We start from the raw sequence: 15,022 nt of genomic DNA, 5'->3' as shown, positions 1-15,022 counted from the left end.
ACACTACTTACATTCTTTGATTAGAGAAAAGATAAAAAACAGCATTAATGCTGATTCGTTTTGCCTTTGTACTTTAATATTTGCCGATCAAGTTTATCAACAAGACTGTCAATAGAGGCGTACATATCTGGATTTTCAGCTTTAGCATGTAAATCAGTGCCACTAAGATGAATCGTCGCTTCTGCAATTTGGTTTGATTTCTCAACGGTGAGAACAACATGAACATTATTGATATGGTCAAAATGTCGGGTCAACTTTGCCATTTTTATATTGACATTTTCTCGTAAAGCTTCGGTAATTTCAACATGGTGACCAGAAAGATTAATTTGCATAAGCTTAATTCCTCATCTTTTCGTTAAAGTAAACTTTTTCGTTGGTTAGAAGGGGGAATAGAAAGTGACTCGCGATATTTTGCAATAGTACGCCGAGCAACATTTATTCCTTGAGTGGCTAATAAGTCAGCCATTTTACTATCACTTAATGGCTTTGCGGGTATTTCAGCCGCGACAAATTTTTTGATTAATGCACGAATAGCGGTTGATGAACATTCGCCACCACTTTCTGTCCCTACATGACTTGAAAAGAAAAATTTCAGTTCAAAAATTCCTCGTGGCGTATGCATATACTTTTGTGTTGTTACCCGAGAAATGGTTGATTCATGCATATCGACAGCTTCGGCAATATCATTTAGAACCATAGGACGCATGGCTTCATTACCATGTTCGAAAAAACCAATTTGTCGTTGAACAATACAGTTTGACACTTTCAATAAGGTATCGTTACGACTTTCTAAACTTTTAATAAACCATTTAGCTTCTTGTAAATTTGAGCGAATAAACTGTGTGTCTGCCGTTGACTTCATCGAACGAGACATCGAAGCATATTGCTGATTGACAGACAGCTTTGGTGCTGTATCAGGATTTAGTTCAACAACCCAACGCCCATTTTTCTTTTCAACAGAAACATCAGGAATAACGTATTGATCATCACTTTTGATAACACTGTCGCCAGGTCTAGGATCAAGTGATTGAATCAGGCGGACGACTTCGCGAAGTTGCTCTTCTTTTAGTCGAGTTTTACGCATTAACGTACGATAATCTCGGCTACCCAGCAGATTAATATGGTCACGTAACACCAACTTACTTTCTGCTAACCACGGCGTTGCGGGGTCAAATTGGTTAAGTTGAATAATTAAACATTCTGAAATAGAACGTGCAGCAACGCCAACAGGGTCAAAGAGGTTAATACGTTTTAGTACCACCTCTATTTCATCAAGTTCAACACCTTCAATGGCAACACTGTCTAGAATGTCTTCACTGGAAACGGTCAAATAGCCAGCATCGTCAACGGCATCTATGATTGCGGTAGCTATAGCACGGTCGGTTTCGGTGAAAGGGCTTAATTCCATTTGCCAGCGTAAGTGGTCTTGAATAGAATCTTGAGTTTCGCCTTGGTAAGTATAATCTTCTGAAGCGGGTCCCGAATTAGAACTCGCTGCACCTGCGGTGTAGTTGTCATCCCAGGTCGTATCCATGTTTAATTCTTCAGGGATATCATTTTTATCCATTGCTTCAGTGGTGGTGATCTCATCGATGGTGGGTGTAGAGTCTTCGCTGCCATCAGAAACGGCTTTCTCTTTAATATCACCTGCACCAGCTGTGTGAGCTTCTTCAAGATTGTCAGTACTTTTATCTTCAGCATTGTTTGACGATTCATCCATTTCTAGTAATGGATTATTTTCTAAGGCCTCTTGAATTTCTTGCTGAAGCTCTAACGTTGACAATTGCAGCAATTTGATTGCTTGCTGCAATTGAGGCGTCATGGTTAATTGTTGTCCTATGCGGAGTTGTAGAGTAGGGCGCATTTAGGTCATTAACTTCCTATTATTTTTAATTGAATATTGTCGATATACGAAAATATTATTAACTTATTAGCTACTATAGCGTGAATTGTTCACCAAGGTATACATCTCTTACATGTTGATTTGCAAGAATTTGATCTGCATTACCTTCTGCAATAAGTTCACCATGACTAACAATATAAGCATGTTCACACACATCAAGGGTTTCTCTTACATTATGGTCGGTGATCAAAACACCAATACCACGTTCTTTTAAGTGTAGAATAATTTTTTTGATATCACCTACTGAAATTGGGTCAACACCCGCAAAAGGTTCATCTAATAAAATAAATTTGGGCTCTGCGGCTAAAGCTCGAGCAATCTCTACTCGGCGACGTTCACCACCTGATAAGCTCATGCCTAAATTATCTTTAATATGACCTATGTTAAATTCTTCAACTAAATGTTCTAGCTTTTCTTCACGTTCTGCATTAGATAATTCTTTTCGTGTTTGCAAAATGGCCATAATATTATCGTAAACACTCAGTTTTCGAAAGATAGAGGCTTCTTGTGGCAAGTACCCTATCCCTTTTCTTGCGCGTTCATGCATAGGTGCTAACGTGAGGTTTTCATCATTGAGAATAATATCGCCACTATCACTTTCAACCAAACCAACAATCATATAGAAAGAGGTGGTTTTTCCTGCGCCATTAGGGCCGAGTAAACCCACTATTTGTCCTGCTGAGACTTGCATACTGACATTCTTAACAACTTTTCTGCCTTTATAAGCCTTAGCAAGACCTTTCGCCATTAGCGTGCTCGTACTCATAAGTTACCTTTTTCCAGAGTATTAGTGTCATTTTTTTTCGCTTGTACTTTTTCTTTAGGCTGAAAAATTGTCTTCGTTCGTTCATTAGTTTTACTCTCAGCATTTACATACTGAGTATCAATATTGTAAGTGATTTTACTACCACTGACTTCACTGTCTTCTTGTTGTAATAATGCATTTCCTGAAATGATCACTAAATTGTTTCCAGGCTCGTATCGTATTTCATCTGCTTGCAAATTAAGCAGAGTACCATCGGTTAACGTTTGTTCAAATGTTGCTGGTTTCCCTTTCGCAATATAGGTTTTTTCTTCGCTACCTGATTGCGTTAGCACTTGAACCAAGTCGGCACGAATAATTAATGAACCTTGGGTGATAACTACGTTGTCGATATAGCTGAAAATTTTATTTTTAAGATCTGCTGCTTGTCTTGATGCATCAATTTCAATTTTTTGTGATATATCAAATTTTTCAGCGAAAGCTGATGAAAGCAAGGCGCCTGATAATATTAAGCACAGTAGGCTATTTTTTAACAATTTCATAAATGGATTTCACATGTTTAGTTAGTGTCATTTGGTTGGTGTTTAAGTCGACAATTAAACCCTTACCATCGATGGTAAATCCTTTACCAATAATTTTAATTTCTTGTTCTGAACTTATGATGTTAGTTTTTAAATCAAGTTCAAAGTATTTTCCTTGAACTTCTTGTAATAAGCTATTTTGATCGGTTGCTACCAAGCGCACATGCTTTTCTAACTTCACTCGGTTGTTGTTATATAATATGCCTTCATTGGCAGATACCTTCCATGTGGGCGCATTATTTTTTGGATGAAGGGTGTATTGAGGAAACTCAAAATTGGTAATGTTTAACTCAGGATAATGTTCCATACGCTGTGCATCAACAACATAAGCTAAACTTCCTTCATTCTTGTAGACATTACTGTGTAAATTTTCAGCAATAAAGTCAGGCGTGAGTGTTTTGTCAATCGCTTGTAACTGTGGTATTGAGGCATTTCTCCATTCAATAATCCCATAAATAGCGCCCGCCAAAATAAAAAATACTAACGTTAAACTATACAGTCGATTCATATCATATACTCGCGCCACTAGCATTTTCTAAAGTATTTTGGCTAAGCATGATTAAGTCGCAAATTTCTCTAACAGCGCCAAAACCGCCACGATTAAAGGTTGTGTAATTCGCTATTGATAAAATGCTTGGATGAGCATCTTGTACGGAAATACCAAAGCCGACATAGTCGATACACTCATAATCAGGCATATCATCACCAATATAGGCAATTTCATCGAGCGCTAAATTTAATTGCTGGACCATCTTTTTCAAAGCGGGTAATTTGTTTTCCTCACCTTGTACTATGTATTTAACATTCAAGGCGGACATACGTGTCGCAACAATATTTGACGTTCGACCCGTGATCACAGCAACATCGACACCGCTAGCGCCTAATGCTTTTACGCCATAACCATCTTTAGTATGAAAAGCTTTTAATTCTTCACCATGGTTACCTAAATAAATACGACCATCAGAAAAAACACCATCGATATCACAAATCAGCAGCTTGATTTTTTTCATCGCATTAAATGCAGGGTCAGTAATTTCGCCATAGTATGTGTGCATATTAGATAAGACCTGATTTAAGTAAATCGTGCATATTCATTGCGCCAATTGGCATGTTATTGCTATCAACAATGATTAAGCCATTAATTTTTTTGTCTTCCATAATCTTCAAACCTTCAGCAGCAAGCATGTCTTGATGAGCAACCGTCGGATTTTTTGTCATCACAGACTCAATCGTGTCTTGATGAATATCAAGACGTTCATCAAGGATGCGGCGTAAATCGCCATCGGTGAATAACCCTTGTAAGCAACCTGTTTTGTCAATAACTGCAGTCATCCCTAAACCTTTTAATGACATTTCCACTAAGGCGTCTTTAATTTTGGCTTGAGCATTTACTGTAGGTAAACGTTCACCACTGTGCATAATGTCACCTAATCGCAGTAATAGGCGTTTTCCTAGGCTACCACCAGGGTGAGAAAGTGCAAAGTCATCGGCGGTAAAGCCACGAGCATTTAACAGGGCGACAGCGAGAGCATCACCCATCACTAAGGTTGCTGTAGTGCTTGATGTCGGCGCTAAGCCAAGTGGACAGGCTTCTTGTGAAACGGCGACACATAAATGAATATCGCCAAGTTTTGCTAGAGTTGATGCAGGGTTGCCCGTCATCGAAATAAGTTTAGCGCCAATGCGTTTTATCACCGGCACTATGGCTAAAACTTCACCAGTTTCACCAGAGTAAGAAATAGTCAGTACGACATCATCGCCAGTGATCATGCCTAAGTCACCGTGACTTGCTTCGCCAGGGTGTACAAAAAATGAAGGCGTGCCGGTGCTAGCTAAGGTCGCAGCAATCTTTCCACCGATATGGCCTGACTTCCCCATACCAACAATGATCACTCTACCTTTACAGTTGAACATTAACTGACAAGCTTCTTCAAACTTTTGATCAACGTACTGGGTTAACTCTGCAATAGCCTGTTGTTCTATATGAATAACGTCTAACGCCAGTTGTTTAAAATTGTTCATTATTAGCCCATTTCTATTTTATATTAATCATTATTTATAGCGCGTTTTTTGTTATATTTGGCTAAAAAGTAAGATTTGATAAGCAACAAAAGCGCCAATCAATAATAAGCCTTTCATGCGGGTTATACGAAAACTGCCAGCTCGGCGAGTGAAACACAAAATAAATAGTAAGACGGTAACACCTAACATATACGGCGCATCGCGTGTTGCAGCATCTGAGTCTACTTCGCCTGGTGCAATAAGACCAGCAAGGGAGAGTACCGCTAAAATATTAAAAATATTAGAGCCAATAATACTCCCTAACGCTAAATCATCTTCTTTTTTAATGATACTCATAATGCTTGCAGCAAGTTCTGGTAAGCTCGTACCAATGGCAACAACGGTTAAGCCTATGACAAGATCACTAATACCAAAAGCTTGTGCTATAAAAACAGAAGACTCTACTAAATAAATTGCACTCATTGGTAAGAGAATCATACCAACTGCTAACCAAAGTATTGATTCGGGCTTACTTACCGCATCGGCTACTTCTTTCTCTGCTTCAATGATAAGAGGATCATCAACAGGTCTACTTTTAGATGCTCTTAGTGTAATTAATAGTAAAGCAATGATATAAACAAAAAAGCCAATAAAGAGAGATAAACCTTCGTTAAAACCAAAATAACTGTCAGACAACATCCAATAAGCGAGCGCTGTAATGATTAAAATTAACGGGATTTCTCGTCTTACTGTTGAAGAAGAAACGCTTAATGGTTGAAATAGCGCCGTGATACCTAAAACTAAAGCAATGTTGGTAATGTTTGAGCCTATTGCATTACCTATAGCGAAATTCGGTTTTCCATCTAAAGATGAGGTTGCAGCAACCATCATTTCTGGGGCTGAAGAACCCATAGCGACAATAGTCAAACCGATAATCATAGGAGAAATACCAAAATTTCTCGCGAGTGATGAGGCTCCAAAAACGAACTTATCTGCACTCCATACTAAGGTAACAAGGGAAATAAGCAAAATTAGAATCTGTATTAACATTAAGGGCTCCTATATTGAGAGGGTAAATTGTCGCTGGTTGTGAAAGAAAAACAAAGAGAAATAATCGGATCTAAGGAAAAATAAGTAAAAAAGTGCATAAAAGGCTGTTTTTTTGTATTGAGTTGTTAAAAAAGCAGCGAAAGTTAATATTTCATTAAAGCAAAAAATATCAGCTGGGATGAGGATTTTACACTTTATTACATTTTTACACGCTTTATTACGATTTTTATTTACATTTCTAACGCAATTTTAATGACGTTTTTTGATTGCTCAGGTAAAATTCATCTGACTTTAATAATAACAAACAGTGATGTTATAAGAATCTTATGCTTGAAAACTTGGTCGATATCCAGAACCTTACGTTTAAACGTGATGAACGAGTGATCTATGATGATATTAGTTTGTCGATCCCGAAAGGAAAAGTGACCGCGATAATGGGCCCTAGTGGTATTGGTAAAACTACCTTACTACGTTTAATTGGTGGGCAACTCAGACCTAACGCTGGAAAAATACTTTTCGACGGACAAAATATTCCGACATTATCTCGTAGCGCACTTTATGAAGCACGCAAACGAATGAGCATGCTGTTTCAAAGTGGTGCATTATTTACCGATATGAGTGTTTATGACAATATCGCTTTTCCGATGCGCGAACATAGCACGTTGTCAGAGTCGTTAATTGAAAAAATGGTATTGATGAAACTTGAAGTGGTGGGGTTGCGTGGCGCTCGCAATTTAGCGCCGGGGGAGCTTTCTGGCGGCATGGCGCGCAGAGTTGCTCTTGCCCGTGCAATCGCTTTAGACCCAGAACTGATTTTATACGACGAGCCTTTTGCGGGACAAGACCCTATTTCAATGGGCGTTATTGTTCGCTTAATAAAAGATTTAAATGAAGCGTTAGGTTTAACATCAGTTGTTGTTTCACATGATGTTACCGAAGTAATGAGTATCGCTGATTACATTTATATCATCGCTGAAAAGAAAATTATCGGCCATGGCACACCATCACAAATCAGCAAACAAACATCACCGTTGGTTCAGCAATTTATCCAAGGTGAAGCGGATGGTCCCGTACCCTTTCATTTCCCTGCGGCATCTTATCAAGATGAGTTACTGGGTAAGGAACCGATATAATGAATAGTTTACAAAGTTTAGGGCATAATATTATTGCTACTATTGCAGGCCTAGGGCGAGCGATAATCTTGTTACTTTCTGCACTGTTACATGTCCCCAATATTCGTAAAGGCTTCCCACTACTGGTTCAGCAGTTATATTCTGTTGGTGTACTTTCACTCTTAATAGTCGTCGTGTCAGGCTTATTTATTGGCATGGTTATTTCGTTACAAGGTTATACTATTTTAGTGGGTTATGGCGCTGAGGGTAGTCTAGGACCCATGGTCGCGTTATCGTTACTCCGTGAATTAGGCCCCGTTGTTGCTGCATTACTGTTTGCGGGTCGTGCAGGCTCTGCATTAACGGCTGAAATTGGTTTAATGAAAGCGACCGAGCAATTGTCGAGTTTAGAAATGATGGCGATTGATCCATTACGTCGCGTAATTGCACCACGATTTTGGGCCGGATTTATTAGTTTGCCTTTGCTTGCTGCCATTTTCTCTGCGGTAGGCATATTTGGGGGGCATCTCGTCGGTGTCGAATGGTTAGGTGTTGATAGTGGAACATTCTGGTCAGTCATGCAGTCCCAAGTAGATTTTCAAAAAGATATTCTTAATGGGGTGATAAAGTCTGTTGTTTTCGCTTTTGTTGTAACTTGGATAGCGGTTTATAAAGGCTATGATTGTATTCCAACGTCAGAAGGCATCAGTCGTGCGACAACGTCAACAGTTGTTCAATCATCGTTATTAGTTTTAGGTTTAGATTTTGTATTAACAGCATTAATGTTTACAAATTAATTTTTGTTGTTGGTTAATTTTATAATAATTTTTATTTTTAGGTTTGGTGAAAGACATGGTGTCGAAGAAAATTGAATTAATGGTTGGTTTATTTGCTGCTATAGGTATCGCAGCTTTACTGGTACTAGCGCTAAAGGTTGCGGATAGTGGTATTTCTGGAAACAGTGAAACATATCAACTTTATGCTAAGTTTGATAATATCGGTGGCTTAAAAGTACGTTCAGCGATAAAAGTGGGTGGTGTTGTTATTGGTCGTGTTAGTCACATTACCATTGACGCAAAAGATTATACGCCGGTAGTCACTTTAGATATTTATACACAGTATATTAATTTTTCAGAAGCAACGTCAGTATCTATTTTAACGGCGGGTTTGTTGGGTGAGCAATATGTTGGATTACGCCCTGGTTTCGTTGATGAATCGGTAGGTACCCTAGTGGCAGGTGACTTTATTGAAGATACTAAACCGGCACTCGTGCTAGAAGAGTTAATTGGACAATTTTTATTTAGTCAGGGAAGTGACTAGTAAGTTTACATATGGAGAGTATTAATATCATGAAAAAATTATTGACAGCAATAATAGCGGTCGCTTTATTTAGTAGTTTTAGCGTGACAGCAAATAACGTTGACAAGAAAAACCCATACGCCATGATCGAAACTGTGGCAAAAGTAACTTTTAAACGTTTTTCTGATGAACAAACTGAGATTCGCAAGAACCCAGAAATACTAAAGGTTATTGTTCGTGAAGAACTGATGCCTTATATAAATTACCGGTATGCTGCATTGAAAGTTATTGGTTATAAAAACTTTAAACAAACTACTACACAAAGTCGAGCTGATTTTGTTGATGTATTTAGAGAGTATTTGGTTACCTCATACGCACAAGTTTTTACCTTGTATAAGCAACAAGCAGTTGAATTTGAGCCTGAAAGAGATTTTGATGAAGCAAAAGTAGTTGCTGTTAGAACATCAGTCTTAGACCCAGGTAGACCTCCTATTGATATCTCGTTTCGAGTGAGAAGAAATACCACAACGAACGAATGGAAAGCTTACGATATGGTTGCAGAAGGCGTTAGCTTACTTGACAGTAAAGAAGTAGAACTGAGTGGCTTGATCCGTCAAAAAGGTTTGCCGTACGTTACTGAAATGTTAAAAACAAAAAGTGATCAAAAAATCGTTTTTAAGTAGCGTTATTATGCTATTTCTGTGAAAATTAGGAATTGAAGTGAAGCAAATTAGTTTTATTGAAAAAGATTCACGGGTTATTTTTAGTGGTGAATTAACCTTATTAACTATTGATAATTCATTTGAAAAAAAATCGAAGCAGTTGATTAAATCAGGGAACTTGATCTTTGATTTATCAAATGTTTCAAAAGTTGACACGGCTTGTTTGGCCTGGCTACTGGCCATGCTAGAATTAAGTAATAAGACTAACTGCCAATTAACTTTTGATAACTTACCAAAAGATTTAATAAAATTAGCCCAGTTAAGTTGTGTTGATATGTTTTTACCAAAAACTGATCGTTAGTCTAGTCAGTAACCGGAGATAAATGTGGAAGTTTCAGATATAGAAAGATTACTTAATGATGCCCTTGAACTTGATGAGTTACATGTTGCATTTGATGGATCACAATGTAGAGTGATCGCAGTTGCCGACTTTCTTGGCGAATTAAGCCGAGTAAAGAAACAACAAGCAATATATGCGCCTTTAGCCGAAACAATTAAAGCGGGTGCAATTCATGCGGTATCGATTAAAACGTTCACAACGTCAGTTTGGCAACGTGAAAAAATGTTTAATCTCCCGCTTTAAATTTTCATAACTAGATAAGAATATTCTATTGGACGCATTCAAAATAACAGGTGGTACGGCTCTTAACGGTGAAGTGACCATTTCAGGCGCTAAAAACGCTGCTTTACCTATATTAATGTCAGCCATTCTCTCTAAAACACCTATTACTTTTAGTAACGTACCTAAGTTAAATGATATTGAAACCACCATTAAACTATTAAGCCAATTAGGCGCTAAAGTGCATTGGTCGGGTGATAATCAATTAGTGATTGATGGCAGTACTATTGATCAATGCCGTGCCTCGTACGAATTAGTTAAAACGATGCGTGCATCTATTTTGGTTCTAGGGCCACTACTAGCGCGTTTTGGCCATGCGGAAGTTTCATTACCCGGCGGTTGTGCTATTGGTGCAAGACCGGTGAATTTACATATTCACGGTTTGAAACTAATGGGTGCAGATATCGACGTTGAAAATGGTTATATCATCGCTCGTAATAAAGGGCGATTGCAAGGTGCCACTATCTTTATGGATACGGTCAGCGTTACGGGTACTGAGAACTTAATGATGGCGGCAGCGTTAGCAGAAGGTATTACCACGATTGAAAATGCTGCACGTGAACCTGAAATTGTTGATTTAGCTAATTGCTTAAACGCGATGGGCGCAAAAGTTTCAGGTGCAGGTTCAGATACACTAACGATTGATGGCGTTGCTGAGTTATCAGGTGTTGAGTATCGAGTTATGCCAGACCGTATCGAAACGGGCACTTTTTTAGTTGCTGCTGCGGTTACTCAAGGCAAGGTTAAATGTCTAAATACTGATCCTAAAGCATTGGAAGCAGTAATAAGTAAACTGCAAGAATCAGGTGCTGAAATTACCACAGGTGATGATTGGATAGAGTTAACGATGAATCAACGACCAAGGGCGGTCAATATTCGTACAGCTCCTCATCCTGCTTTTCCTACTGATATGCAAGCACAGTTTGTTACCTTGAATGTGATTGCTGAAGGCAAAGCAACCACAACAGAGACTATTTTTGAAAATCGTTTCATGCATGTTCCTGAATTACAACGCATGGGCGCTGATATCAGCCTTGAAGGTAATACGGCTACTTCTTGTGGTGTTGAATCGTTAAATGGCGCACAAGTGATGGCAACAGACTTACGTGCTTCAGCAAGTTTAGTTATTGCTGGGTTAGTGGCGACCTCAGAGACACAGGTTGATCGTATTTATCATATCGATCGCGGTTATCAAAATATTGAAGATAAACTGCAAGCACTTGGCGCTAATATTACGCGTATAAAAGCAAGTTAGTCTTTAGTTAAATAAAATATACGTTTTATCAAAGCACCTTTTTAGGTGCTTTTTTTATCACTTCATAAAATGAATGGCTTGGCTGCAGATTATCGGTGTTATTTTTAGCTGAAATTATTAAACAAGCAAAACTATTTAGCCCATTAATTAATCACATCCTATTTACGTAAACTGTTAGAATACGAGATATTGAGCATGTATAAATTTTTATATTTATTTGTCGACAAGTTTGGTTAAAGCACAATATATTGGCAAATTATAAAGCGTTCAACACAAATAACACCGCAACAGAATGAGAGTATTCAGATGAATAGCATTGATCTTTTTGTAAAAAATTGGGGCAGTAAAAACGCTATGGTGCCAATAGCCATTGAAGATATTAATGAGCTTGAAGTCAAGTTGGCGGCTTATTTACCTGATTCATATAAGTACTTAATATCAAATTACGGTTTAGTTCACACGCCTAATGTTCTTACTAAAATCTGCGATTTAGGTGTTGATATTACTGAGGTACAAGACTTTTTAAGCTTAGATGATGTCTTCTCACTTTCAAAGCTGTATGAAATGAGTGGTATGCCGAAAGGTCATATATTATTCGCCTCTGACTGTAAGGGCAGCATGTTTTGCTTCAAGCTTAGTGATTGTTTAGCTAGGCAAGTTGACAGTGCCGTTTGGTTCTATGACCATGGCGCTTCAACCGTTAAAAAAGTCGCTAATTCTTTTACCGAATGGCTGGAGGCGTTTAATGAACTTTGATATTACAGAGCTTGGTGTTCAGGAAAAATATCGTCTACTAAATGGTGGAGTTACCCCCAGACCAATTGCTTGGATCAGTACACGCTCAAAAGAGGGGGTTGATAACCTTGCTCCTTATTCCTTCTTCACCGTGGCAAGTTGTAATCCTCCTGTGCTTCTTTATACACAAGTAAATCAAAGAACTGGCGTTGATAAAGATACCTTACAGAACTTAAGAGAAACGGGTGAATGTGTGATCAATATAGTGAATAGCCACTTACTGGAACAAATGAACCAGACCAGTGCGAGTATTAGCATTAATGAAAGTGAGTTTGATCTTGCCGGTATTGAGCAAAGTACCAGTCGCACAGTCGCTCCGCCTTCTGTTAAAGGGTCACCTATTCGTTACGAGTGCACTTTGAGGGAAATTATCAGTTTAGGTGATTTACCCGCAGGAGGCACTCTTGTGCTATTAGATGTGAAGTCTGTTTTTGTGAGAGATGATATATACACTGATGAAGGTATAAACCAAGAACTTATCGACTCAGTAGGTAAAATGGGGGGGGATGGTTATTCCTTCACGACAAAATATTTAGCGCTTAATCGTCCTTGAAATCATCACTAATAACTCGCTGAAATAGCGGGTTTACCTAGTAATAATTTACCGTACCAAAAAATATTACCTTAATGGATTGATCAACGCGACTGCGTCAGTCTAGTGTATTCAATAAGAGCCATGTACATGCATTCAAAAATTCAGTTAAGTAAAGAAGACATCAGACAAAATAAACCGACCCGCGATGAATACATAAAGCAGGCAAAAATTCCCTTAGTATTGGTTTTAGACAATGTCACCAATAGCTACAATATCGGTGCATTCATTCGTTTAGCGGATGCTTTTGCTATTGAAAAAATCATTATCTGTGGCGAGTTAACTATTTCAGATAAAAAATTAAAAAAAGCTTCTAGAAATGAAGCTAAATGGGTAGATATTGAATACAGCAATAGCACAACGGAAAGCTTACAAACATTAATAGACGATGGTTATACTGTTTTTGGTGTTGAACTCTGCCAGCAGTCGGTTGACTATAAAGATATTACGTATCCATCTTCTTGTGCATTAGTATTAGGTAATGAACGCAAGGGCGTCAGCGAAGCAGCATTAACGCTCAGTCATCATCAAATACACATTTCTATGTTTGGCATGGGTAACTCTTTGAATGTTTCAACTGCTGGCGCTATTGTCTTAGCTGAATGTACTGATCAAATTCGTAAGAAATTAGCGCTGTAAGATGATATTCAAAGTGCGGGGAAAGTAAAAAGAGTGATGATTTTTAGTCAGCTTGGCTGGGCTTTGACATATCACTCTTCCTAACATTGTTTTCTTTTGATCTATCTTTCGCCCATTCATGCTTGGACTTATTCGCTTTTATACCTGTTTGGTTATTACACTTTAACGCAGTAAATGATAATCGAGTGAGCAAAGGAAAATGATCTGAACCCATTGACGGTAAACGCTTACTTTTTTGTAGCGTAAAATTTTTGCTGTGAAATAAATGATCTAAAGGCCATCGAACTAGTGGGTAATCGACATGAAAAGTGTTGAACACTCATCGCCCAACGCGTGGGTCAAGTAAACCACTAACTTTACCAAACATTCAGTTGTGGCTGATCAAGCAACATGATTATGGTCGCCAGTCACGATAACGGGTTGATTACTGTCAGCGATGCTCATCGCTCATCGCGACAACAAGCAACTTAGCATCTCGCTGTGCCGATTTAGTGTTATCGGTTGGGCTTGGTGGAGCAGGGTGTAGAAAATATACACGAACTTTGTCTCCTATGGGTAACTATACTGTTGTATGTATCGATGGCACCTCTTTTTCAATTAAATAGCAAATCTCTTGCTCCACTAAAGGCAATCGCGAAAAAATATGCATACCATAGAGGTAACAGTGGGCATTTTACGCTGTTTAATCAACGGTATTAATTTATTTGCATTGCGATTTGGTGTGAGTAAATTCGAGGTAATAATACTGAGTTGTTTGTTTTCATCATATTGTAAGGTGTTAACATGACTATAAACGATGCATTGCGACTGAACACAGGAACGCTGACTAGCGGTTTCATTATCAATTAATTGGTTATGGTTTACCGCTTTTATTGGCGGTAACTTAATACGATCGGCATTCACCAAATGGTGTCCTATTATTTTTTTGCTAAAAAGAATGGGTTTGAAAGATGAATAAAAAAAGATTACAAAGAGAGTGATTGGTTATTGGCCATTTTTAAAAAGTGCAGGTACTAATGATACCTGTAAAGGTTTACTCCTCTTTTACTTAACCGCAGATATGTAAGTTCAACCTGTAAATAAAGTTTGGCTGATTTTTAAAGTTAAATAGGGTCAGCATAGAGCTTAACTGACCCCTTTTAAGTTGTTTATACCAGGCTAACCAAGTGTGCAGTTTTCATTGATAGGTATTAACGATAAAATGCTTCAACAGTTCCTTTTATCTTTACCAAAAGTGGTTGGCCACGACGGTCTAACGCTTTGTTCATCGGAACTTTTACCCAACCTTCACTGATGCAATATTCTTCAACATCAAAACGCTCTTTACCGTTAAGACGAATACCAATATCGTGTTCAAAAATTTCTTCCACATGATGCGGGCTGCGGGGATTACCCGAAAGGTGATCTGGTAAATCAGGTAGCGATTTAGTGTCGTTCATGTTCATGACCTGTAGTAAATAGATAGGGCGCTATTGTAGGCAATATAGGCACACCCCTCAATAGCCGTAGTCATAAATGTTAGCACCAAGCGTTATAAAATTGATAAAATTAATGTTTGTAACGCCGATAAAAGTGTTAACGTGGGGTCGTTATAGATTTCATTCATTATAAAGTCGATAAAAAACAGTTTTTTTTGAAAAAGTCAAAATAGTATGGTGTTTACAACACCTGTTATTGCTCTTTTATTGAAC

The 15,022-nt window shown here is 38.2% G+C and carries 22 protein-coding genes; 11 read left to right on the top strand and 11 right to left on the bottom strand.

Annotated elements, in window-relative coordinates; genetic code table 11:
• Window positions 1-44 precede the first annotated feature (44 nt).
• The 8 genes from hpf to H4J52_RS12325 all read right to left on the bottom strand — a co-directional run bounded on the left by hpf (window position 45) and on the right by H4J52_RS12325 (window position 6,298).
• Entirely contained in the window at window positions 45-332 is a 288-nt protein-coding gene (gene hpf / locus H4J52_RS12360) for a ribosome hibernation promoting factor (RefSeq protein ID WP_182177260.1), read from the bottom strand.
• Window positions 333-355: 23 nt separating this feature from the next.
• Window positions 356-1,864, bottom strand: coding sequence for an RNA polymerase factor sigma-54 (locus H4J52_RS12355; RefSeq protein WP_182177259.1), 1,509 nt, complete (start codon window positions 1,862-1,864; stop codon window positions 356-358).
• 73 nt (window positions 1,865-1,937) lie between these two features.
• Entirely contained in the window at window positions 1,938-2,669 is a 732-nt protein-coding gene (gene lptB / locus H4J52_RS12350) for an LPS export ABC transporter ATP-binding protein (RefSeq protein ID WP_182177258.1), read from the bottom strand.
• Window positions 2,666-3,208, bottom strand: coding sequence for a lipopolysaccharide transport periplasmic protein LptA (gene lptA, locus H4J52_RS12345; RefSeq protein WP_182177257.1), 543 nt, complete (start codon window positions 3,206-3,208; stop codon window positions 2,666-2,668). Before lptA ends, lptB begins: the two co-directional genes overlap by 4 nt.
• Window positions 3,189-3,755: an LPS export ABC transporter periplasmic protein LptC gene (gene lptC, locus H4J52_RS12340; RefSeq protein ID WP_182177256.1), complete on the bottom strand. Its 567-nt coding sequence runs from the start codon at window positions 3,753-3,755 to the stop codon at window positions 3,189-3,191. The genes lptA and lptC overlap by 20 nt, the downstream gene beginning before the upstream one ends.
• A gap of 1 nt (window position 3,756) precedes the next feature.
• Window positions 3,757-4,302, bottom strand: a complete 546-nt coding sequence (gene kdsC / locus H4J52_RS12335; RefSeq protein ID WP_182177255.1) for a 3-deoxy-manno-octulosonate-8-phosphatase KdsC — start codon at window positions 4,300-4,302, stop codon at window positions 3,757-3,759.
• Between the two features lies 1 nt (window position 4,303).
• A complete protein-coding gene (locus tag H4J52_RS12330; protein ID WP_182177254.1) occupies window positions 4,304-5,269 on the bottom strand; it encodes a KpsF/GutQ family sugar-phosphate isomerase in 966 nt (321 codons plus the stop codon).
• Window positions 5,270-5,320: 51 nt separating this feature from the next.
• A complete protein-coding gene (locus H4J52_RS12325) occupies window positions 5,321-6,298 on the bottom strand; it encodes a calcium/sodium antiporter (protein WP_182177253.1) in 978 nt (325 codons plus the stop codon).
• A 326-nt stretch (window positions 6,299-6,624) separates the two neighbouring features.
• Between H4J52_RS12325 and mlaF the strand changes: the two genes are divergently transcribed.
• The 10 genes from mlaF (at window position 6,625) to H4J52_RS12275 (ending at window position 13,331) form a co-directional block, all read left to right on the top strand.
• Window positions 6,625-7,431: a phospholipid ABC transporter ATP-binding protein MlaF gene (mlaF, locus tag H4J52_RS12320; protein WP_182223565.1), complete on the top strand. Its 807-nt coding sequence runs from the start codon at window positions 6,625-6,627 to the stop codon at window positions 7,429-7,431.
• Complete coding sequence (gene mlaE, locus H4J52_RS12315) at window positions 7,431-8,207, top strand: lipid asymmetry maintenance ABC transporter permease subunit MlaE (protein WP_220459973.1); 777 nt, start codon at window positions 7,431-7,433, stop codon at window positions 8,205-8,207. Before mlaF ends, mlaE begins: the two co-directional genes overlap by 1 nt.
• A gap of 55 nt (window positions 8,208-8,262) precedes the next feature.
• Window positions 8,263-8,730, top strand: coding sequence for an outer membrane lipid asymmetry maintenance protein MlaD (gene mlaD, locus H4J52_RS12310; RefSeq protein ID WP_182177251.1), 468 nt, complete (start codon window positions 8,263-8,265; stop codon window positions 8,728-8,730).
• Between the two features lie 29 nt (window positions 8,731-8,759).
• A complete protein-coding gene (locus H4J52_RS12305; RefSeq protein WP_259366600.1) occupies window positions 8,760-9,392 on the top strand; it encodes an ABC transporter substrate-binding protein in 633 nt (210 codons plus the stop codon).
• Window positions 9,393-9,429: 37 nt separating this feature from the next.
• Window positions 9,430-9,732, top strand: coding sequence for a lipid asymmetry maintenance protein MlaB (locus H4J52_RS12300; protein ID WP_182177249.1), 303 nt, complete (start codon window positions 9,430-9,432; stop codon window positions 9,730-9,732).
• Window positions 9,733-9,756: 24 nt separating this feature from the next.
• A complete protein-coding gene (locus H4J52_RS12295; protein ID WP_182177248.1) occupies window positions 9,757-10,014 on the top strand; it encodes a BolA family protein in 258 nt (85 codons plus the stop codon).
• Between the two features lie 28 nt (window positions 10,015-10,042).
• Window positions 10,043-11,305 (top strand): UDP-N-acetylglucosamine 1-carboxyvinyltransferase, encoded by a 1,263-nt coding sequence (murA, locus tag H4J52_RS12290; RefSeq protein ID WP_182177247.1) that lies wholly within the window; start codon window positions 10,043-10,045, stop codon window positions 11,303-11,305.
• 306 nt (window positions 11,306-11,611) lie between these two features.
• Entirely contained in the window at window positions 11,612-12,061 is a 450-nt protein-coding gene (locus H4J52_RS12285; protein WP_182224804.1) for an SMI1/KNR4 family protein, read from the top strand.
• Complete coding sequence (locus H4J52_RS12280) at window positions 12,051-12,653, top strand: flavin reductase family protein (RefSeq protein ID WP_182224802.1); 603 nt, start codon at window positions 12,051-12,053, stop codon at window positions 12,651-12,653. The genes H4J52_RS12285 and H4J52_RS12280 overlap by 11 nt, the downstream gene beginning before the upstream one ends.
• 129 nt (window positions 12,654-12,782) lie before the next feature.
• Window positions 12,783-13,331, top strand: coding sequence for a TrmH family RNA methyltransferase (locus tag H4J52_RS12275; RefSeq protein WP_182224800.1), 549 nt, complete (start codon window positions 12,783-12,785; stop codon window positions 13,329-13,331).
• Between the two features lie 43 nt (window positions 13,332-13,374).
• On the opposite strand, the gene H4J52_RS12270 is transcribed toward H4J52_RS12275, so the two are convergent.
• Window positions 13,375-13,650 carry a hypothetical protein gene (locus H4J52_RS12270; protein WP_182177243.1) on the bottom strand — a complete coding sequence of 92 codons (276 nt, stop codon included), beginning with the start codon at window positions 13,648-13,650 and terminating at the stop codon, window positions 13,375-13,377.
• Window positions 13,651-13,952: 302 nt separating this feature from the next.
• On the bottom strand, window positions 13,953-14,237 hold the full coding sequence (locus H4J52_RS20275; RefSeq protein ID WP_310649639.1) for a hypothetical protein: 285 nt from the start codon (window positions 14,235-14,237) through the stop codon (window positions 13,953-13,955).
• Here H4J52_RS20275 and H4J52_RS20500 point away from each other — a divergent pair.
• A complete protein-coding gene (locus H4J52_RS20500) occupies window positions 14,203-14,289 on the top strand; it encodes a hypothetical protein (protein ID WP_310649957.1) in 87 nt (28 codons plus the stop codon). The two genes, H4J52_RS20275 and H4J52_RS20500, sit on opposite strands and share 35 nt — an antisense overlap.
• A 232-nt stretch (window positions 14,290-14,521) precedes the next feature.
• Here the strand turns inward: H4J52_RS20500 and H4J52_RS12260 are convergent, their stop codons facing one another.
• On the bottom strand, window positions 14,522-14,770 hold the full coding sequence (locus H4J52_RS12260) for a DUF3297 family protein (RefSeq protein ID WP_182177242.1): 249 nt from the start codon (window positions 14,768-14,770) through the stop codon (window positions 14,522-14,524).
• Window positions 14,771-15,022: the final 252 nt, after the last annotated feature.

The organism is Colwellia sp. MB02u-14, from assembly GCF_014076915.1.
Taxonomy (GTDB): Bacteria; Pseudomonadota; Gammaproteobacteria; order Enterobacterales; family Alteromonadaceae; genus Colwellia_A.
The sequence above is the reverse complement of the archived record's forward strand: the minus strand, read 5'-3'. Positions and strand labels throughout refer to the sequence as shown.